General features: G+C 72.8%; 19 protein-coding genes. 5 read left to right on the forward strand and 14 right to left on the reverse strand.

Going from position 1 to position 19,533, the window contains the following annotated elements:
• Positions 1-394: 394 nt before the first annotated feature.
• Together ACIP8W_RS29735 and ACIP8W_RS29740 are read right to left on the reverse strand one after the other, a co-directional pair.
• Positions 395-2,065 (reverse strand): hypothetical protein, encoded by a 1,671-nt coding sequence (locus tag ACIP8W_RS29735; protein ID WP_402205427.1) that lies wholly within the window; start codon positions 2,063-2,065, stop codon positions 395-397.
• Positions 2,066-2,366: 301 nt separating this feature from the next.
• Positions 2,367-3,083: a polysaccharide deacetylase family protein gene (locus tag ACIP8W_RS29740; protein ID WP_401955877.1), complete on the reverse strand. Its 717-nt coding sequence runs from the start codon at positions 3,081-3,083 to the stop codon at positions 2,367-2,369.
• 223 nt (positions 3,084-3,306) lie between these two features.
• Between ACIP8W_RS29740 and ACIP8W_RS29745 the strand changes: the two genes are divergently transcribed.
• A complete protein-coding gene (locus ACIP8W_RS29745; protein ID WP_402205430.1) occupies positions 3,307-3,678 on the forward strand; it encodes a DUF779 domain-containing protein in 372 nt (123 codons plus the stop codon).
• 19 nt (positions 3,679-3,697) lie between these two features.
• Here ACIP8W_RS29745 and ACIP8W_RS29750 read toward each other — a convergent pair whose 3' ends face one another.
• The 7 genes from ACIP8W_RS29750 to ACIP8W_RS29780 all read right to left on the reverse strand — a co-directional run bounded on the left by ACIP8W_RS29750 (position 3,698) and on the right by ACIP8W_RS29780 (position 10,128).
• Positions 3,698-3,892 carry a hypothetical protein gene (locus ACIP8W_RS29750; protein WP_401955875.1) on the reverse strand — a complete coding sequence of 65 codons (195 nt, stop codon included), beginning with the start codon at positions 3,890-3,892 and terminating at the stop codon, positions 3,698-3,700.
• Positions 3,893-4,007: 115 nt separating this feature from the next.
• A complete protein-coding gene (locus ACIP8W_RS29755) occupies positions 4,008-4,874 on the reverse strand; it encodes a phosphatidylinositol-specific phospholipase C/glycerophosphodiester phosphodiesterase family protein (RefSeq protein WP_401955874.1) in 867 nt (288 codons plus the stop codon).
• Between the two features lie 166 nt (positions 4,875-5,040).
• Positions 5,041-6,156 (reverse strand): acyl-CoA dehydrogenase family protein, encoded by a 1,116-nt coding sequence (locus tag ACIP8W_RS29760; protein ID WP_401955873.1) that lies wholly within the window; start codon positions 6,154-6,156, stop codon positions 5,041-5,043.
• Complete coding sequence (locus ACIP8W_RS29765; protein ID WP_402205432.1) at positions 6,153-7,346, reverse strand: acyl-CoA dehydrogenase family protein; 1,194 nt, start codon at positions 7,344-7,346, stop codon at positions 6,153-6,155. Before ACIP8W_RS29765 ends, ACIP8W_RS29760 begins: the two co-directional genes overlap by 4 nt.
• On the reverse strand, positions 7,343-8,317 hold the full coding sequence (locus ACIP8W_RS29770) for an NADPH:quinone oxidoreductase family protein (RefSeq protein WP_401955871.1): 975 nt from the start codon (positions 8,315-8,317) through the stop codon (positions 7,343-7,345). Before ACIP8W_RS29770 ends, ACIP8W_RS29765 begins: the two co-directional genes overlap by 4 nt.
• A gap of 133 nt (positions 8,318-8,450) precedes the next feature.
• The gene (locus ACIP8W_RS29775) at positions 8,451-8,837 is read right to left on the reverse strand and encodes a DUF5133 domain-containing protein (RefSeq protein WP_401955870.1); all 387 of its coding nucleotides are present in this window, start codon (positions 8,835-8,837) and stop codon (positions 8,451-8,453) included.
• Positions 8,830-10,128 carry an alpha/beta fold hydrolase gene (locus tag ACIP8W_RS29780; RefSeq protein ID WP_402205435.1) on the reverse strand — a complete coding sequence of 433 codons (1,299 nt, stop codon included), beginning with the start codon at positions 10,126-10,128 and terminating at the stop codon, positions 8,830-8,832. The genes ACIP8W_RS29775 and ACIP8W_RS29780 overlap by 8 nt, the downstream gene beginning before the upstream one ends.
• A 176-nt stretch (positions 10,129-10,304) precedes the next feature.
• On the opposite strand from ACIP8W_RS29780, the gene ACIP8W_RS29785 reads away from it, so the two are divergent.
• Both ACIP8W_RS29785 and ACIP8W_RS29790 read left to right on the forward strand, forming a co-directional pair.
• The gene (locus ACIP8W_RS29785; protein ID WP_401955868.1) at positions 10,305-11,468 is read left to right on the forward strand and encodes an ATP-binding cassette domain-containing protein; all 1,164 of its coding nucleotides are present in this window, start codon (positions 10,305-10,307) and stop codon (positions 11,466-11,468) included.
• A gap of 121 nt (positions 11,469-11,589) precedes the next feature.
• The gene (locus ACIP8W_RS29790) at positions 11,590-12,561 is read left to right on the forward strand and encodes an acetylxylan esterase (RefSeq protein WP_401955867.1); all 972 of its coding nucleotides are present in this window, start codon (positions 11,590-11,592) and stop codon (positions 12,559-12,561) included.
• Here ACIP8W_RS29790 and ACIP8W_RS29795 read toward each other — a convergent pair whose 3' ends face one another.
• Genes ACIP8W_RS29795 through ACIP8W_RS29805 form a run of 3 tightly spaced genes read right to left on the reverse strand, consistent with a single transcriptional unit; the run spans position 12,562 to position 14,857 of the window.
• Positions 12,562-13,518 carry an ABC transporter substrate-binding protein gene (locus tag ACIP8W_RS29795; RefSeq protein ID WP_402205437.1) on the reverse strand — a complete coding sequence of 319 codons (957 nt, stop codon included), beginning with the start codon at positions 13,516-13,518 and terminating at the stop codon, positions 12,562-12,564. It abuts the gene before it with no gap.
• Positions 13,515-14,180, reverse strand: coding sequence for an ABC transporter permease (locus ACIP8W_RS29800; RefSeq protein ID WP_401955865.1), 666 nt, complete (start codon positions 14,178-14,180; stop codon positions 13,515-13,517). The genes ACIP8W_RS29795 and ACIP8W_RS29800 overlap by 4 nt, the downstream gene beginning before the upstream one ends.
• A complete protein-coding gene (locus tag ACIP8W_RS29805) occupies positions 14,177-14,857 on the reverse strand; it encodes an ABC transporter permease (protein WP_401955864.1) in 681 nt (226 codons plus the stop codon). The genes ACIP8W_RS29800 and ACIP8W_RS29805 overlap by 4 nt, the downstream gene beginning before the upstream one ends.
• Positions 14,858-15,020: 163 nt before the next feature.
• On the opposite strand from ACIP8W_RS29805, the gene ACIP8W_RS29810 reads away from it, so the two are divergent.
• On the forward strand, positions 15,021-17,285 hold the full coding sequence (locus ACIP8W_RS29810; protein ID WP_402205439.1) for an NUDIX domain-containing protein: 2,265 nt from the start codon (positions 15,021-15,023) through the stop codon (positions 17,283-17,285).
• Positions 17,286-17,324: 39 nt separating this feature from the next.
• On the opposite strand, the gene ACIP8W_RS29815 is transcribed toward ACIP8W_RS29810, so the two are convergent.
• Both ACIP8W_RS29815 and ACIP8W_RS29820 read right to left on the reverse strand, forming a co-directional pair.
• On the reverse strand, positions 17,325-17,696 hold the full coding sequence (locus ACIP8W_RS29815) for a hypothetical protein (RefSeq protein ID WP_401955862.1): 372 nt from the start codon (positions 17,694-17,696) through the stop codon (positions 17,325-17,327).
• A gap of 222 nt (positions 17,697-17,918) precedes the next feature.
• On the reverse strand, positions 17,919-18,272 hold the full coding sequence (locus ACIP8W_RS29820; RefSeq protein WP_401955861.1) for an ArsR/SmtB family transcription factor: 354 nt from the start codon (positions 18,270-18,272) through the stop codon (positions 17,919-17,921).
• A 332-nt stretch (positions 18,273-18,604) separates the two neighbouring features.
• Here ACIP8W_RS29820 and ACIP8W_RS29825 point away from each other — a divergent pair, with 332 nt between their 5' ends.
• Positions 18,605-19,519, forward strand: a complete 915-nt coding sequence (locus tag ACIP8W_RS29825) for a hypothetical protein (protein WP_401955860.1) — start codon at positions 18,605-18,607, stop codon at positions 19,517-19,519.
• The last annotated feature ends 14 nt before the right edge of the window (positions 19,520-19,533 follow it).

Raw genomic sequence — 19,533 nt, forward strand, 5'->3', positions numbered from 1 at the left:
GTGCGCTCGACACCGCACCCGCGATCACACGAGTCCACAGCCACCACAGCATGTATCGAATTGCCGATTTTCGCAATTCATGTACCGGGTGGTCAAGAGGCTTTTCCACGAACAGGGTTGGGCGGAACACAGCGGTGGCCCGTGCCGTATGGATGCGTATCACACCATCCGTACGGCACGGGCCACCATGTCCTGGTACGAACTACAGCAGGGCGTGTTGCGAAAGTCCCTCCCCCAGCCTTCGGCCGGGAGGTGCCCCCAGCCCGGCGACGCCTGGCACGCGCACTCGCTGCGTTGTCGGAGTCGTCCAAGTACGTCCAGTACGAGGACGATCTCCCCCCAGACGCCGCCGGGCCCGCCCTACGGGCGGACGGCGCTACTTTCGCAACACGCCCTAGCCGGCGACGGGGGTGGCGACCCCGCCCTTGTCCTCCCTCAGCAGCCATTCGCGGTGCAGCGCGACCAGCGGGATGCGCTTCTCGAACAGCGGTGTGCCGAAGATGGACAGCTTGAGCTGGAGCGCGCCGGACAGGTCGAACCCGCCGTGGAGCTGCCACGCGCCGACGACGGAACCGGTCCCGCCGGCCGAGCCGTTGGCCACGGCCTCGGCCGCGCCGCGCAGGTACGGCGCGACCTCGGCGACGACGCCCACCGTCCCGTACAACCCGATGGCCGCCTCGGCGCCCAGCGCGGCCTTCACCTTGCCGGCCGCCTCCACGGAGGTCTCCAGCGCGACACCCTCCATGTTCGACTCGCTGACGCCCTTCCAGCCCTTGGCCCACGAGAAGCCGCCGCCGACCCGGAAGTCACCCTTGAGGTCCTGCTTGACGTCGACGTTGATCCGGCCGTCGCCCTCGATCTGGAAGTAGCACGTCAGGTCGAGGTTGACGACGATCGGCACCGGGCCGACCTGGATCACGGGGTTGGTGTGCAGCTCCGCGAACGGGATCCGCAGCGGCTTGCCGCCCTCGGTGGCGGCGGCCGCCTGGCCCTTGAGCCGCCACTGCGAGGCCCAGTCGCCGTTCAGCCCGAGGAACGCCGCGCCCGGCGAGGACGCGGACCCGCCACTGCCGTTGTACGAGAACTCCACCTCGGGCGCGAGCTGGACGAAGCCCGAGACCGACGCGGCCGCGGAGGCCGGAGCGCCCTCGGCGGTGGCGATCTCGGTGCCGACGTCGATCCGCAGGTTGCCCATGGGCAGGATCGCGGCCTTGGGACCGAAGGTCAGCCCGCCGGTCTTCGCCCAGGAGACCTTGACGCCCTTGACCAGCGGCTCGACCTCGATGGACGAGGGGTCGACCGGCACGGTGCCCTCGGCGGTGTCGTCGCCGAGCAGTTCGTTGAGGTTGGCCGCCGCCGTCTCGACCTCGACGCCCTCGGGGACCTCGCCGACCACCTCGGTGACCTTGGCCAGCAGCCCGTCGGGCGCGCCGGGCGCGGGCACACTGGCGATGACGTCACCGACCTCGACGGCCTCGCGCTCCGGTGCCGCGCCGTCCGCGGGGGTCTCCCCGGCTTCCCCGGACTCCCCGGCTTCCCCTGATCCGTCGGACGGCGCGGTGGGGGCGGCGTCCGCGTCGGACCCGGAGCCAGCACCGGGGTCCGCATCGGGGGATGACGGGTCGGGAGACTCGGGTGAGGAGGTCGTCGGCCGGGACGGGGCCGGGGGCTCCTCCGTGGAGGCGCCGTCGGGCTCGGCCGACGGCTCGGAGGTCTCCGCCGCCTCCGGTTCCTCGGGCGTCTCCACCGAGGGGCGCTTGTGCAGAGCCGCCGAGCCGGAAATGACGGCCCGCCCGGTCTCCGCGTCGTAGGAAGCCACCGTGAGCGATGACTTCTGTGTCGTGCTTCCGTCGCCGTTGGCCTTCGCCACGGCGGTCGGTGTGGCCGCCCCTGCCGGTACGGAGCCGACCTCCAGCCGCTCCGAGGATATCGCCCCCTCGGAAGTCTCCGGCGAGCCGGAGGCGGCGGGCCGTGCCTCGGCGACGGACTCGGTGGCCGTCGGCGACGCCGAACAACCGGCGGTCAGGAGGGAGGCCGCCGCGAGGGCGGAAACCAGCACGGGCATGCGTCTGAGTCTGCTGTTGCGCACGTATGTCCTCGGCCGTGAGGCGATGGGGGAACGGGGGAATGCGGGAATGGTCGCGCCGGATCGAGCCGACGCGATGGTTACCCGCAAGTAGGGGAGGGGCGACAGGAGTTTTACATAATCTGACGGCCCATCACCAATCGTCGCCACAACGGCCGAACCACATTTGAGCCACTCGGCCGACAGGTCGCACCTTCGGCCTTTGATCTTCAACTACCTTCTATTGCCGCCGAGTTGAGAGTCAACGGCAAGCGGCACACCGCTGCGTGAACTCCGCGCGTCAGGGGCGGTAGGCGTCGCGGTTGCCGTAGTAGACGGTGCCCGCCTTCAACTTGCCGGGCGCGAAGAGCTGATCGACCGTCACGAACTTGTAGCCCCGGTTCTTGAGGTCCGCGAGGATCGTGGGCATGGCGTCCACGGTGGTCTTGTGGATGTCGTGCATGAGGACGACATCACCGGGCCTGGTGTTCTTCTTGACGGCGGCGGCGACCTTGGCGGCGTTGCGGGACTGCCAGTCCAGCGTGTCCACACTCCAGTGCACCAGCGGCCGGCCCGCGGCGGAGCGGACCTTGGCGTTCTGGGCGCCGTAGGGCGGGCGGACCGTCGAGGGAGTCTGCTTCGTCGCGTCCTTGACCGCCTTGTCCGTGCGGGAGAACTGTGACGCGATCTGCGCCGTGGTCAGCTTGGTCAGATCGGCGTGATTCCAGCTGTGGTTGCCTATCTGATGTCCGTCGGCGACCTCCTTGCGCACCAGGCTCGGGTTGTTCGCGACGTTCTGGCCCACGACATAGAACGTGGCCTTGGCGTCGTACTTCTTCAGGGTGGTCAGCAGCCGGGTGGTGTGCGAGCTGGGACCGTCGTCGAAGGTCAGCGCGACGCATTTGGTCTTGCGGCAGTCGATCGCCGCCCGGGGCGTCGCGGCGGAGGCCGTGGTGGCCGAAACGGTGGCGGCCAGCAGGGTGGTGGTGGTCAGCAGTACGACAGCTCGTCTGTTCATCAGGTGCCTCACGCGGAATCGGCGAAAAGAGGAGTGGTAACTCACCTGGTTCGACAGCCCGTCACCCACGATGGTTGCGTCCGCGCACCCAACTTTTCCGCTCGCCGAGCGAAGTTCGGCCGGGCTGGAGATGTGCAACCCCCGCGCGACGTCGGGAGGGGTCGTATGGCCCCGACCGGTTCCCGGGGCAGATGGCCACAGACGGGAAGAGCGGAGGCGGACGATGAACGAGAAGACCCCGGGCGAGACCCCGGGCGTGGAGCTGACCCCCGCGGCCGCCGCACTGATCCGGCGGCTGCGGGCGGACCACGGGCCGTTGATGTTCCATCAGTCGGGCGGCTGCCGCGGCGGCAGCGCGCCCATGTGTTTTCCGGACGGCGAGTTCCGCACCGGCGGCTCCGACGTGCTACTCCGGTCACTGGAGGTCGAGGGGGTCGCCGAGCCGGTGCCGTTCCGGATGTCGGTGAGTCGGTACGAGGTGTGGAGCCACACCCGGCTCATCGTCGACGTGGTGGCCGGACGCGGCAGCGGGTTCTCCCCGGAGGCGCCGGAGGGGGTGCGTTTCCTGATCCGTTCACGGCCGGCCGGGAACTGACCCAGGACAGTGTCAGCGGTCAGGGGTTGAGGCTGCTGACCACCCCGGCCGTCGCGGAGATCCCGTTCGCGATGGTGGGTGCCATGCTGGTGCCCGCGAGGAAGAACCCGAGCAGGACACAGACGGTCGCGTGCGAGAGCTTGAGTCCTCCGTTGCGCAGGAAGACCACCGCGAGAATCACCAGAAGCAGCAGCACCGAGATCGAAATGGCCATGGACAAACCTCCTCCGCCGCACCGATTCGCGGCATCGGCCGCCAGTGTGGCGGAGGAGAGGGCGCGGACAGCCGACTGGCGTGTCCGCCGTACGGGTGGTTGACGCGAACCGGCGTCAGAGGCGCTCGCGGAGAAACTGTTCGAGTCCCGCGAGGTCGTCCGTATGGAGGTGGTCGACGCCCGCCGCGAGCAGTTCGGTCCATACGGCGTCCCGCGCGGGCCCGGCGAGATCGGGGGTCGCCCAGAACCGCAGCCGCTGTCCGTGCTCATGGGCGGCACCGGCCAGGCGGTGCAGCTCGGCGCGTTCGGCGGCGGGGAAGGGGCCGACGCCGAGCCAGCCGAAACGCTGGGTCCAGTTGGCGCTGATCAGCGGTACGAGGGAGGCGGGGGCCGTGGTCCCGAGGTCGTCGAGGCGGCCGTCGTAGAAGGCGTACCGCACCTGTTGTGTCTCCATCGGGACCCGGGCCGCGCGGTCTCCCGAGATGACCGGGGTGACCGCGCCGAGCCGTACCGCACCGTGGGCGTAGGTGCTCAGCATCGGCCGGTAGCGGGCGAGTTGGCGGTGCAGCTCGGTGTAGGCGGCGGCGCCGTCCGTCTTGATGTCGATGAGCAGCTGCACCGGGCGACGGTAACCCCGGTGTACGGAGCCCCGGTTGGCCCGTACCAGCTCCTGGAGCGGGTCGAGGTAGAGCGTACGGAGGGTACGGGCCGGGTCCAGCTCCGTGGCCTCGTGTGCGACCAGCAACTCGCCGTCGACCAGGAAGACATCGGCCTCGACGCTGGTGAACCCGTGCGACAGCGCGTCGCGGAGCGGCCGGGGGTGCAGATAGTCGTTGTGCGCGTGGGCCCTGCGCAGCGGACGCGGGCCGCCGTGGCCGCCCTCCGTCCCGGGCTCGGCACGGGCGTACGCGGGGGCGACGACGACCCCGGCGAGCGCGGCGCCGAGTGTGCTGACGGCTCTGCGGCGAGTGGTGAGGGGCATGGTGCCTCCCGGGTGCGGTGAAGCGCGGACCCACCGAGTATCCGCCCTGCCGGGTCCGGACGGGGGCCGCTCCGCTCGGAGTTCGCCGACGCGTCATTCCCGGTTCGGTCACCGGGGTCCGCCGGGACCGCCCGAGAAGAAGCGGTCCCGGCGGCCGTGGCCGGTGTCAGGCGTCCTGGCGGGGCGCCGGCAGATCGGCCAGCGCGGCCAGCGCCGCCTTGTGCCGGCCCGGTGAACCGAGCGCGATCTCATCGGACTTGGCCCGCTTGAGATACAGATGCGCCGGATGCTCCCAGGTCATCCCGATACCACCGTGCAACTGGACACACTCCTCGGCCGCGTGGACGGCGACCGGCGCGCAGTACGCCTGGGCGACGGCCACCGCGAGGGGCGCGTCGGGGCTGCCGGTGGCCAGCGCGTCGGCGGCGTTGCGGGCGGCGGCGCGGGCGGAGACGACCTCCAGCCAGAGCTGTGCCATCCGGTGCTTGAGCGCCTGGAACGATCCGACGGGCCGGTTGAACTGGTGCCGGTCGCGGGTGTGCCGGACCGTCTCCTCCAGACACCATTCGGCGATGCCGAGCTGTTCGGAGGCGAGCAGCCCGGCCCCGGCCAGCAGCCCCCGGCGTACGGCGGTCCGCGCCGTGGCCGCGTCCGCGATCCGCCGGCCCGTACCGGGGGCGACGGTGACCGAGGCCAGTGGCCGGGTCAGATCGAGCGGGGTGAGCGGCTCGACGGTGACCCCGGGCTCGTCCGTACCGACCGCGTACAGCCCGTCCTCGGCCGGTACGAGCAGGACATCGGCGCGTACGGCGTCCGCGACGCCCGTGACCGTGGCCGACCCGGTGGGCAGCGGCCCGTCCGGGGCCGTCGACAGCGGCAGCGCGAGCACCGCGACCCGGTGGCCGCCCGCGAGCGCGGTGAGCAGCTCCGCGACCGCCGGGCTGTCGGTGTCACAGCCGAGGAGCGTCTCGGTCGCCACCACCGCGCTGGTCAGATACGGCGCCGGGGTGACGGCCCGGCCCAGCTCCTCCAGTACCACCGCCGCCTCGCGATGGCTCGCGCCCTGGCCGCCGAGCTTCTCCGGTACGAGCAGACCGGCCGCGCCGATCCCGGTGGTGAGCGAGGTCCACAGCGCGGGGTCGTACGGATCGCCGGACTCGGCGCGCGACAGTGTCGCGGGCAGGTCGGCGCGGTCGGCGAGCAGGGACCGTACGGCGGCGCGCAGGTCCTCCTCGGGCTCCGAGTAGAGCAGATCGGGGGAGGTGTGCGGCTGTGCGGTCATCGGGCGAGGTCCTTCCAGGCGACGTCCTTGTCGTTGCGCGGTTCGGAGGGCAGCCCGAGAACGCGTTCGGCGACGATGTTCAGCAGTACCTCGCTCGTACCGCCCTCGATGGAGTTGCCCTTCGCCCGCAGATAGCGATAGCCCGCGTCGCGGCCGGTGAAGTCGACCAGCTCGGGCCGCCGCATGGTCCAGTCGGAGTACAACAGGCCCTCTTCGTCGAGGAGTTCGACCTCCAGCCCGCTGATCTCCTGGTTGAGCCCGGCGAAGGCCAGCTTCAGTCCGCTGCCCTCGGGCCCCGGCTGTCCGGCGACGAGCTGCTGGCGTACCCGCTCCCCGGTGAGCCGGGCCACCTCGGCCTCCACCCAGAGGGTGAGCAGCCGCTGGTGGGTGTCGTGGGTGCGCAGTGCGGGCCGCTCGCGCCAGGTGCGGGCGACCCGGCCGATCATGCCGCCCTCGCGCGGGAGCCGGGCGCCGCCGATGGAGACGCGCTCGTTCATCAGTGTGGTCTGGGCGACCTTCCAGCCCTCGCCGACCTCGCCGAGGCGGTGTGCGTCGGGGATGCGCACCCCGGTGAGGAAGACCTCGTTGAACTCGGCCTCGCCGGTGATCTGGCGCAGCGGCCGTACCTCGACACCGGGGTCGGTCATGTCGCAGAGGAAGTAGCTGATGCCCTGGTGCTTGGGGAGGGCGGGGTCGGTACGGGCGATGAGGATGGCCCAGCGCGCGGCATGGGCGCTGGAGGTCCAGACCTTCTGTCCGTCGACGATCCAGTCGGCGCCCGGGGAGTCGTTCTCCCGGACCGCGCGGGTGGCGAGCGCGGCGAGGTCGGAGCCGGCGCCGGGCTCGCTGAACAGCTGGCACCACACCTCCTCACCGATCCACAACGGGCGCAGGAAGCGTTCCTTCTGCTCCTGGGTGCCGAACCGCAGGATGGTCGGCGCGGCCATGCCGAGGCCGATGCCGATCCGGCGCGGATCGTTGTCGGGGGCGCCCGCCGCCGCCAGTTCGGCGTCGACGACTGCCTGGAGGGAGCGGGGCGCGCCGAGTCCGCCGAGGCCCTGGGGGTAGTGCACCCAGGCGAGTCCGGCGTCGAAGCGGGCGCGCAGGAAGTCGGTGCGGTCGGTGTCGGTCGGCGGGTGGTCCGCGAGCAACTGGCGGGTGCGGGTGCGCAGTTCGTCGGCGTCGGTCATCGGTTCCCACTCTCCGGCTGCGGGAGGACGACCACACGGCCGGTGGTGACACCGTCCGCGACGCGCTGTACGGCGTCGGCGGCGTCCTTCATCGGGACCCGCTCGCTGATGAGCGGCCTGATCGCGCCCTGTTCGGCCAGCGCGGTCAGCTCCTCGTGGCAACGGGCCACCGCGGCGGGGTCCTTGGCGTTGTAGAGGCCCCAGTGGAGGCCCAGGATCGAGTAGTTCTTCACCAGCGCGTGGTTGAGTCCGGGGCTGGGGATGGTGCCGCTCGCGAAGCCGACGACCACGATGCGGCCCTCGAAGGCGACACACTTCACGGACTTGGCGTAGGCGTCGCCGCCGACCGGGTCGTAGACGACATCGGCGCCCCGGCCTCCGGTGGCCTCCTTGACGGCCGCGACGATGTCGTCCGTACGGCGGTCGATCACCAGGTCGCAGCCCAGCTCCCGGGCCACCGCGGCCTTGTCCGCACCGCCGACGACGCCGATGACGGTGGCTCCGGCTGCCTTGCCGAGCTGTACGGCGGCGCTGCCGACACCGCCGGCCGCCGCGTGGACGAGCAGGGTCTCCCCCGCCCGCAGGTTCGCCCGCCGGTGCAGGGCGAACCAGCCCGTCTGGTAGCCGATGTGCAGGGCGGCGGCCTCGGCGTCGTCGAACGTTCCGGGGGCGGGCAGGAGCGTCGCCTCGTCGACCACCACGTAGTCGGCGAGGCCGCCGTTCGGCAGCGCGGGGGTCGCGATGACCCGGCGTCCGTCGGGGGTCTCGCCGCAGATCTCCACGCCCGGGGTGAAGGGCAGCGGCGGCCGTACCTGGTACTGGCCGCGGCAGAGCAGGGCGTCGGGGAAGTTGACGTTCGCGGCCAGGACCCGGAGCAGCACCTGCCCGTCGCCGGGCACCGGACGTTCCACCTCATCGAGTCGCATCACCTCGCCCGGCTCGCCGTTGCGGTGCACTCGCCATGCCTGCATTTCGGGCCTCCACGCTATGGGGTTCGCGGCACTCCACAGCGCATACTAAGCGGTCGCTTGCTCCTCTGGGAACACTTCCGGGACACCTCTGGGAGAACAACCAGGGGTACGCGACCGCCGGGGCGCCCGGTCCTCAGGAGTGGGCGGACCCCCGCGTCTCCGGCCCGGCCGTCGCCGTACCGGCCGCCTCCGGGAAGATCGGTACGGGTCTGATCCGGCGCAGATACGCCTCCGCCTGCCAGATCGCCTCACGCGCGGTGCGTCGGCCCATCAGGACGCACAGGGTGTACGCCACGTCCTCGAACCGGCCGCGCAGGGTGTCGTCGAGCGGGTCGGCGAGCACCAGCCGCTCCCAGGCCCGGTACCGGGCCAGCAGATCGGCGACCAGATGTCTGTCCGGCAGCAGCACGGCCACCACCTCCGCTCGTACGGAACACACCTCACCGGCCCCCGCCGGGCCATTCTCCCCCGGCCGTCCCGCCACCGCCCGCCGGGCGGTGGCGCCGGTACGGTCAGGCATCGCCCCGCGCGAGCGCCAGCAGCCGGTCCAGGACGCGCGGCCCGCTCGCCCGCACCCCGTCGTGCTCGTACTCGTCCGTCACCCAGGTCCGCAGCCCGCGGATCGAGCGGGCGGTGCGCAGCGACTGGGCGGTGTCGACGTACATGTCGTCGTGGTAGACGGCGGCGGCGACCGGTACCTCGTTGGCGGCGAGCCTGGCGGGGTCGTACAGCGCGGGCCAGTCGGCGCGGGCGGCGAGCAGGTCGGCGGCCTCGCGCAGCGGGCGCAGCGCGGGGTCGCTGTCGAAGTGCCAGGGGTGGATGGACTCCCCGGTGAAGTAGAGCGGCGCCTCGCCGGCCAGGGTCAGGGCCGCGTCGAAGCGGGCGAACTCGCCGCGTACCCGCTCGGCCGCCCAGTCGGTGGGTCCGGCGCCCTGGGCGTAGATCGCTTCGTGGAGGAGGGCGTAGAGCGGGTGTCCGGCGAACGACAGGGCGCTCGCCACGCTCTCCTGGAAGGCGTCGGAGAGGGCCGGGCCGCTGGGCGTGCGGACGAAGGCGTTCTCCAGCAGATAGTGCAGCTGGTGGCTGCCGTCCCCGCTGCCGAGCAGGATGCCGAGCGACTGGAACGCCTCGGGCGTCAGGGTGTAGCCGGTGGGCAGGACCGGGCGGTGCTCCGCCACGTACGCGACGATGGCACGGGCCCGCGCGATGTCCTGCGGATAACGGGTGTAGTGCGCCTCGACCTTGCGGGCGATGCGCGGGTACCCGGCGCGGTAGACCTCGTCCGCCGTGGCGTCCAGGGAGGGCAGTCCCCCGGTGATCAGCACGGTGGCGAGGCCCTCGGGGGCGGCGCACAGATAGTGGGTGGCGCAGAACCCGCCGTAGCTCTGGCCGAGTACGGTCCACGGGGCGCCGCCGGTCAGCAGCGGGCGGATGGTCTCGCAGTCGCGCACGATGGCGTCGGCGCGGAAGTGCGCGAGCCGGTCGGCCTGTTGGCGCGGGCCGCCGTGCAGCGGCAGGGTCTGCCGGTTGACCGGGGAGGACAGGCCGGTCCCCCGCTGGTCGAGGAGGAGCACCCGGAACTCCTGGAGCGCGCGTCCCAGCCAGGCCTGCCGACCGACGAACCTCCGGGTGGACCGGCCGGGTCCGCCCTCCAGATACACCAGCCAGGGCAGGTTCGCGTCCGCCCGCGCGCTCGCCACGACCTCGCGCGCGTACAGCTCGATCCGCGCCCCCGACGGGTCGCTGTGATCCAGCGGAACCGTGAAGCGGTGATCGGTGAGTACGACGCCGGGCTGGCGATAGCTGGTCAAGAGGGCTCCTGTTCTCGGTCGCCCCCGAAGGGGCGGTCACGCCGGATATTTCAGCACACCCGTTCGGCCCGGAGGGGCCCGACCCGGCCGGGTCGCGGAGGGGCATGGACCGATACGGAACGGGCACGGGGTCCGTTCAGCGTGCGCGGGCGGCCGGGCGCTCCTACGTTGAGGGCATGATCCGGTTCGAGCAGGTCGGCAAGGTCTACCCGGACGGCACGACGGCCGTCGACGAGCTGTCGTTCGAGGTCGGCGAGGGCGAGCTGGTGACCCTGGTGGGGCCGTCCGGCTGCGGCAAGACGACCACCATGATGATGGTGAACCGGCTGATCGAGCCCACCTCCGGCCGTATCCTCCTCGACGGCCGGGACATATCCGGCGTCGATCCGGTCCGGCTGCGCCGGGGGATCGGCTACGTCATCCAGCAGGCCGGGCTCTTCCCGCACCGTACGGTCCTCGACAACACCGCGACCGTCCCCGTGCTCATCGGCTGGAAGCGGGCGAGGGCGCGCGCACGGGCGGCGGAGCTGCTGGAGCTGGTGGGGCTCGATCCGGCGGTCTTCGGTCCGCGCTATCCGGCGCAGCTGTCCGGCGGCCAGCGCCAGCGGGTCGGGGTGGCGCGCGCCCTGGCCGCCGATCCCCCGGTGCTGCTGATGGACGAGCCGTTCGGCGCGGTGGACCCGGTGGTGCGCGAGCGGCTCCAGAACGAGTTCCTGAACCTCCAGGCGACGGTGCGCAAGACGGTGCTGCTGGTGACGCACGACATCGAGGAGGCGGTGCGGATGGGCGACCGTATCGCGGTGTACGGAGCGGGCCGCATCGAGCAGTACGACAGTCCGGCGGCCGTCCTCGGCACCCCCGCCACCCCGTATGTGGCCCGGTTCGTCGGCGCCGACCGGGGGCTGAAGCGGCTCTCCGTCACCGCCGTGGAGTCCGTCGACCTGGAGCAGCCGCCGGTCACCGGCACCGATGAGCCGGCCCGGCACGCGGCGGCCCGGATGCGCGCCGAGGGGGCGCGCTGGGCGGTGGTCCTGGACGGCGGCGGCGAGCTGCACGGCTGGGTCTCGGCCGACGCGCTCACCGGGGTCGGGGAGCGGGCGCGGGTCGGTGAGCTGGCCCGGCGGATGGAAGCGTGGGTGCCGCTCGGATCGCCGCTGAAGCAGGCGTTCAGCGAGATGCTCCAGCATGACGCGGGGTGGGTGGCGGTGCTGGACGGTACGCGCTTCGCGGGGGTGCTGACCCCGGCCAAGCTCCATGAGGCGCTGCGCCGCTCGGTGGACGCGGACGCGCAGGGCATCGGGCGCGACGAGGTCGACTTCGACTCGGTGTCGGACGCGTAGCGCCGGGGCCCGGAGGGCGGGGAATCGGGGTTCCCCGCGCTCTTCTGCCGCCGGGCATCCGGTCGTACGGTGTGATCGTCGCTGTCCGAGTCGCCCCGCGCCCGACCCCAAGGTGGTCCCCATGGCCCAGTCCGACCTGCCCCTCGACGAACTGCGCTCCTACCGCAGCCGGTCCAGGGAGCCGGAGGACTTCGACCAGTTCTGGGCCAAGACCCTCGCCGAGGCCCGTGACCATGAACTCGGCGCCCGCTTCACGCCGGTGACGACCGCGCTGGCGACGCTGGAGGTCCTCGACGTGACCTTCGCCGGGTTCGGCGGCCACCCCGTCAAGGGCTGGCTGGTGCTGCCCGCGGGCGCGCGCGAACCGCTGCCGGTGGTCGTGGAGTACCTCGGGTACGGGGGCGGGCGCGGTCTGCCGCACAGCCATCTGCTCTGGGGCTCGGCCGGTTTCGCGCACTTCGTCATGGACACCCGGGGCCAGGGCGCCGGCTGGAACGGCGGCGACACCCCCGACCCGGTGGGCGCCTCCTCCTCGTACCCCGGTTTCATGACCCGGGGCATCGAGGACCCGCACGACTACTACTACCGGCGGCTGTTCACCGACGCGGTGCGGGCCGTGGAGGCCGCCCGCTCCCATCCGCTGGTCGACGCCTCGCGCGCGGCCGTCCTCGGGGCCAGCCAGGGCGGTGGGATCACCCTCGCGGTGGCGGGGCTGGTGCCCGATCTGCTGGCGGCGGCGCCCGATGTGCCGTTCCTCTGCGACTTCCCCCGGGCCACGACGATCACCGACCGCCACCCCTACCGCGAGGTGGGCAACTACCTGAAGACCTACCGGGGCAGGACGGAGCAGACCTCGCGCACCCTCGGCTACTTCGACGGGGTGCACTTCGCGGCGCGCGCCACCGCCCCGGCGCTGTTCTCGGTGGCGCTGGAGGACGACACCTGCCCGCCGTCGACGGTCTTCGCCGCCTTCAACGCGTACGCGCACGAGGACAAGGCGATCGAGATCTACGACTTCAACGACCACGAGGGCGGCGGCGCGTACCAGCAGGCCGCCCAGTTGGCCTGGCTGCCGGGACGGCTGACCGGCTGATCAGTCCTCCGTCGGGACGAGCCCCTTCGACTCCAGATACTCCCGGGCCACGTCGTCGGGCAGCCGCCGCCAGCTGTCCACCCGCTGGTTCATCGAGGCCAGGTCCCCGGTCGTCAGGACGGTGTTCAACCGGCCCAGCGCCCTGCGGACCCGCTCGCTCCCGGCCCGTGCCCGGTTGACGACGGGGACGACGAGGTCGGCGTTCTGGAGGTGCTTGTCGTCCGCGAGGAGCACCAGACCGAACCGGTCGAGTGTCGCGTCGGTGGTGGTGGTCAGGACCAGCTGGTCCTGACCACTGCTCACCGCCTGCTTGGCCTGGGTGGTGCCCACGCCCTTGGGGTCGACGCCGGTGATGTCGATGCCGTACGTCGTGCGCAGCCCCGGGGCGCAGTAGGGGCGCCGTACGCATTCGTCGCCCGCCGCCAGCCGCACCGGCAGCCCCGAGCGGCCCAGGTCGCTCAGGGTCCGAAGCCGGTGTTTCCTGGCGTACGAGACGGCCACCGCGAAGGCGTTCCGGTCGACCGCGCGGCCGGGGTCCAGGACGGTCAGCCCGCGCGGAGCGGCCAGCGCGCGCAGCGCCCTCATGGTGGTGGCCGGATCGGGGGAGCCGACGGGGCGGGCGTCCGGGCCGTGGGTCCTGGTGTTCAGCCAGTCGGCGAAGGTGGCCGCGTACTCCGGGACGACATCGATCCGGCCGCTCTCCAGGGCGGGTTCGTAGATCTCCCGGTTGGTGACCGAGAGGATCTCGGTGCGGTATCCGGCCCGCTTCAGCAGGATCGCGTACATCCGGGCGAGCAGATCGCTCTCGGTGAAGCCCGCCGAGCCGATGGTCAGGTGCGTGCTGTCGCCGGGCGGCGCGGTGAGCGCGCCCCGGTTCTCCAGGGCCGGCCCGGTGGCGCAGGCGGCGGCCGCGAGGAGCGGTACGGCCAGCGCGGCGACGGTCCGCGCGGCCCTCATCCCGTACGGCTCCGGGGCGCCAGTCGCCGTACCGCCTCGAACACGCCCTCCACCAGCAGCGCGAACACGGCGACGAGCACGGCTCCGGCGACCACCTGCGGGGTGTCGGCGAGGTGGAAGCCCGCGGTGATGATCCGGCCCAGCCCGCCGCCGCCCACCAGGGCCGCGAGCGTCGCGGTCGCCACCAGCTGGACGGCGGCGATCCGTACCCCGGTGAGGATCAGCGGCAGCGCGAGGGGCGCCTCGACCCGGCGCAGGAGCTGACCGCCGGTCATGCCCATGCCCCGGGCGGCCCGGACGACATCGCGGTCGACGCCCCGCATCCCGGTATAGGCGTTGGTGAGCAGCGGCGGAATCGCGAACAGGACGAGCGCGATGATCGTGGGCCACTGTCCGTACGCGCCGATCGGGGTGAGCAGCAGCAGGACGAGAACGGCGAAGGTGGGGACGGCCCGGCCGATGTTGGCGAGGTTGACGGCGAGGGCGCCGCCCCTGCCGAGGTGGCCGAGGACCAGGGCGACCGGCAGCGCGACGGCGCAGCTGAGGGCGAGACAGACGGCCGTGAGGAAGAGGTGCTCGGCGAGCCGGTCGCCGATGCCGTCGCTCCCCCGCCAGTGCGCGGCGGTGGTGAGCCAGGACCAGGCCGCCCCGAGCGTGTTCACGCGCGGGCCCTCCTCGCCCAGGGGGTGAGCAGCCGCTGGAGGCCGAGGAGCAGCAGATCGGCGGCGACGGCGATCAGGACGCACAGGGCGGAGGCGGTGAGCACCTGCGCCTTGAAGAAGGTGTTCATCCCTGCGTAGATGAGGTTGCCGAGCCCGCCGTGGCCGACGATCGCGCCGATGGTGACGAGGGATACGGCGGAGACGGTCGCGATCCGCAGCCCGGCGAGGGCGGCGGGCAGGGCGAGCGGCAGTTCGACGGTGAGCAGCAGCCGCAGCGGTCCGTACCCCAGACCGCGGGCGGCCTGCCGGGTCTCCTCGGGGACCGCCCGCAACCCGGTCAGGATGTTCCGTACGAGCAGGGTGAGCGAGTAGAGGACGAGCCCGGCGACGACGAGCGACCCGGACAGTCCGTACACCGGCAGGAGCAGGGAGAACATCGCGAGCGAGGGAATGGTGTAGAGGACGGTCGTGATCCCGAGGACGGGGGCGGCCACCCCGCGCCAGCGGCGGGCCGCGAGCGCGAGGGGGACCGCGATCACCAGGGCGAGCAGGACGGCGACGGAGGTCAGCTGGAGGTGCTGGAGCACCGCGTCCCACAGGATGGTGCGGCGGCTGGAGAGATAGGCGCCGCAGATCCAGTCATTGCGCGCGAGGCAGTCGTCCGGGGGCGCGGTCACCCGTCCATTCCAGCCGCGTTCCCCGGCGGTCGCGCGGGGGATTGGACCGTACGGGTCCCGGCGCGCCCGGCGGGTTGCGGCGGCGCCCTGCCCCGGGGACCGTAACGGCGGGGAGCCGGGCGGAGTTGAAGATCGTGACGACCCGCCCGACCCGGAGGATCCCGTGACTGTGCCCCGCTCCCCCGACCGTGTCCGCGAGCCCGATCCGGAGCTCGCGAGCTATCTGGCGGAACATGCCGCGCCCGCCGCGTGCGCCGACGCCCTGATCCGTGACGCCGAGGGCCGGATCCTGCTGGTCGACCCGGTGTACAAGGACGGCTGGGACCTGCCGGGCGGCATGCTGGAGGACGAGGAGCCGGTGCTCGCGCTCGCCCGTGAGCTGGACGAGGAGCTGGGACTGACGGTCGAGGTCGGCAGGCTGCTGGTGGTCGACACGATCCCGGCCGAGGTGTACGGGCGTACCGTCCTGTCCTTCGTCTACGCGGGCCGGGTCCGGGGCGCGGCGGACGGGGGCGCGGCGACGATGACGCTCCAGGACTGCGAGATCCGCGAGGCGGGCTTCTTCCGCCCGCCGGAGGCGCTGGGGCTGCTGCCCGCGCCGCTGCGCCGCAGGCTGGCCGCCGCGCTGGACGCCGAGCGGGGTGCGCACACCGAGGTACTGCGCGACGGTCACCGGCCGCCCGGCCACGAGGACGACCGCCGCGCGCTGCTGCCCGCGCCGTTGACGGCCGTCGCCGTGCTGGTCACCGACCCGGCCGGGCGGGTGCTCGTGCTCGACCCGGGCCATCGGGAGGGGCCCGGTCTGCCGGGCGGGCGGGTGGCGGCCGACGAGACCCCGGCGCGGGCGGCCGGCCGCGTGCTGGCGGAGCTGGGGGTGGCGGGGCCGGTGGGCCGGCTGCTGGCGGTGGACGCCTCACCGGGCGTCTCCCCCGAGGCTTCCCCGGCGCCGTGGACGGCGCCTCGCCGGGCCCTGACCTGCCTGCTCTTCGCCGCGCCCGTACCGACTGCGGAGCGGGCCGGGGAGCTGGTGCGCGACGGCGGGCAGCACCGGGCTCGCTGGCTGGAGCCGGACGAGGCCGTACGGTGCCTGCCCGCCCCGGTCGCCGGGCGGCTGGCGGCCGGGCTCGGCGCCCTCGCCTCGGGCGGTGTGCGCACGCTGGACGACGGGGTGCCGGTGGCGGTCCCCGACGGGGCGACCACCCGGGAGCGGGCGGCGCGGGCGCGCGCCGGGATGGTCGAACGGCTGGAGTCCGCCGGGGTGCTGACCGATCCGCGGGTGCGCCGCGCGCTGCTGGCGATCCGACGGGAGGTGCTGCTCCCGCGCTGCTACGTCCCGCGCCCCGGCGCGCCCGACGGGCCGGAGGCATGGCAGCTCCTGGACGGCGCGGACGCCCGGGACCGGGAGGAGTGGCTGGAGCGGATCCATGACGGTGGCCCGGTGCTGGTCCAGCACCGGGGCGAGCCCCTGGACCGCCCGGAGCGCGGCCGGGTGGTGACCGGCGGCGGTTTCACGGGGAGGTCCACCGGCCTGGCCACCGCCGTCACCGGGCTCCAGGACCTGGGGCCGCGCCCCGGACACCGGGTGCTGGAGGCGGGTACGGGGCCGGGGCTGGTCACGGCGGCGCTGTGCGAGCTCCTCGGGGACACGGCGGTCACCACGGTCGAGACCGACGCGCTGCTGGCCGGCGCCGCCCGTACGGGCCTCGCGCTCCTCGGACACCGGCCGCGCCTGGTGCACGGCGACGCTCCGGCCGGCTGCCCCGGGGAGCGTTTCGACCGGATCCTGCTGTCGTTCGCGGTCCGCTGTCTGCCCGGCGCCCTGCTGGAGCAGCTCGCGGACGGCGGGCTGTTGCTGGCCCCGGTCACCACGGGGTGCGCGGGCTGGCCCGCGCGCGCGGACGTCCACCGCTCGGGCGGCGCGCTGACGGCCGTACTGCGTCCGGTCCCCCCGGGCCACCGGCCGGGCCGGGGCCCTGAGCCTGCCGCCCTGCCCGCGCGGGCCCCGGAGGGGCCTGTCGCGGTCCGTACGAGCACGTTCGCACCGCCCGCCGCGGAGTCAGGATTCTGGCTGGCGGTCGGGCACACCCTGCCCGGTGTCGTACGCGACACGGCGGACCCCGCGATCACCCTGCGCACCCCGGGCGACGGCTCCGGTGTGGTCGTACGCGCCGACGGCGGAGCCTGGACGGTGGAGCGCACCGGGCCGCGCGATATCTGGGAGGCCGTGGAGGACGTCCACGCGCGGTGGGTGCGCGCGGGCAGCCCGCGCGCGTACCTGATCGACCTGACCGACCCGGCCGTTCAGCGGGTGAGCGGCGGCTCCGGCCCGCATCCGCTGGAGTGGGACCTGCCCACGGCGCCGCTCGCCGCGATTCCCCACGCGCGCCGGGAGTCCCCCGCCTACGCGCCGGGCGAGGACCGGGCCTGACCCTGCCGTACCGGGCCTGGTCCGGGGGACGAGCGGGGTCTAGACCTCGATGTCGTTCTCGATCCGCTTCAACCGGTGGCGCGCCATGGCCAGATTGGCGCGCCCCCGGTCCAGCACGAGATACAGGAACAGCCCCTGGGTGGACGGCCCCGAGAGCAGTCGCAGCAGGTGGTACTGGCCCTTGAGGGTGATCAGGATGTCCTCGACGGTGTCGTCGATGCCGAGGACCTTCAGGGCGCGGATCTTGGCCCGTACGACCTCGGTGTTGCCGGCGGCTGCGACATTGAGGTCCAGGTCGTTGCCGCCTCCGAGCGTCCCCAGCGCCATCCCGCTGGTGTAGTCGACGAGAGCGACGCCGACGGCTCCCTCGATCATCATCGCTTCCTTCAGCGCCACATCCGTGCTCGCCATGAACTCCCGCCCTCTCGGTCGCGTCAGCGGCCGGGCCTCGGTACGGACCTGGTCACCCGGGAAGAACCTCCGGGCGGCCCGTAACGGAAAGCTCCTCATGATCGAGGACCAGCGACCCGAACCATTCACCTGCCGATCCTATGGGATGGCAACTTACTTATCTGCCGACTTGAAGATTTTCGCAACTCCGGTGGGATGCAACGAACTTGATGGCACCTCCGGTCACCCGTCACAACGGCCCGCGCCGGGGTCGGCGGCGCGCAGATCGGCCAGCAGTTCGGCCTGGCCCGCCAGCACCCCGGACAGGATCGTCCGCGCGACCCTCAGCAGTTCGGCGACCTCCGCGCTGGTCAGCGAGTAGTGGACGGCCGAGCCCTCCCGGCGGGTGACGACCAGGTTGGCCCGGCGCAGGACCGCGAGTTGCTGCGACAGATGTGCGGGCTCCACACCCACCTCCGGGAGCATCTCCGCGACCGCGTGCTCCCGCTCGCTCAGCAGCTCCAGTACGCGGATGCGCACCGGATGCCCGAGCGTCTTGAAGAACTCCGCCTTCAACTGGTAAAGAGGCGCGCTCACCGGCCGTCCCCCATGTCTATGCCCGCCACCACCGCGCGGCCGGACGGCTGCCGCCGTACCCGCGCCACTCTTCGCATCCATCCAGAACTGTTCGCCATGGGGCCATCTTCGCGCCCTCGCGCCCACCTGATCACCTCAGGAGTTTCCGACACCGGCAATTCACCGGGCCGGGAGAGCGGGCGGGCGGCGGACCGGCCGCCCACCGTCCGCCCGAAGGGGCGCGCGGCCCGAGCCGTGGTCATCAATTCACCACCATCGTGGGGATTCGCGGGCGCCGTGGTCGGGGTATGCCTGGCTGTCATCGGACCGATGGGTGTACCCGAGGAGGCCACATGCACAGAAGTACCCGGCGTTCGGCACGGTCTACGGCGCAGAAGGGCCACCCGTACGGGATCTCCCCCCGTGGCGGCTGGGCGGATGTGCTGTGGGACTGGTCGAAGTCCGGTACCCGGCACGCGGCGATGACCCGGTTACTGCGCCGGACGCTCGGCGTCGGCCCGGACGCCGCCTACCGGTTCGGGCTGGTCGAGCGGCCGCACTACGCCTACGGGGTACGCCGCGCCACCGAGTCCGCCGCCCGCCTCGGGCTGCCGGGGGTCACCCTCGTGGAGTTCGGTGTCGCGGGCGGCAACGGGCTGCTCGCCCTGGCCCGGCACGCCCGCTACTACGCGCGGGCCACCGGGGTCGAGGTCAGGGTCGTGGGCTTCGACGCGAGCGACGGGCTGCCGCCCGGCAAGGACGTACGGGACCTGCCCTATCTGTTCGGCGCGGGCTTCTATCCGATGGACCGCGCCCGGCTGCTCTCCCGGCTCGGCGGAACGGCGGACGTACTGATCGGCGATGTCGCCGAGACCGTACCGCGCTATCTCGACTCCCACGCGCACACGCTCCGTACGCATCCGGTGGGCTTCGTCTCGTTCGACCTGGACTACTACTCCTCCACGGTCTCCGCCCTCGCTCTCTTCCGCGGCCGGGGCCACGGCCGGCTGCTGCCCCGGGTGACGTGCTACCTCGACGATCTGCCCGGCACGATCGCGGAGATCGGCGAGGCGGCGGCGATGGCCGAGTTCAACGCCGCGCACGACGACCGCGCGATCAGCCGGGTCCTGGGGCTGCGTCCCTTCCTCCCCTTCGACCCACCGTGGGCGGAACAGATCTACGTACACCACTACTTCACACACCCCGACTACCCGACCCTCGAAGTCGGTGCGACCGGCGACCGGCTCCCCCTGACCGATCCGGGCTGACGCCCCCGCCGGTG

Origin of the sequence: Streptomyces sp. NPDC088554 (genome assembly GCF_044752945.1) — a bacterium.
GTDB lineage: Bacteria > Actinomycetota > Actinomycetes > Streptomycetales > Streptomycetaceae > Streptomyces.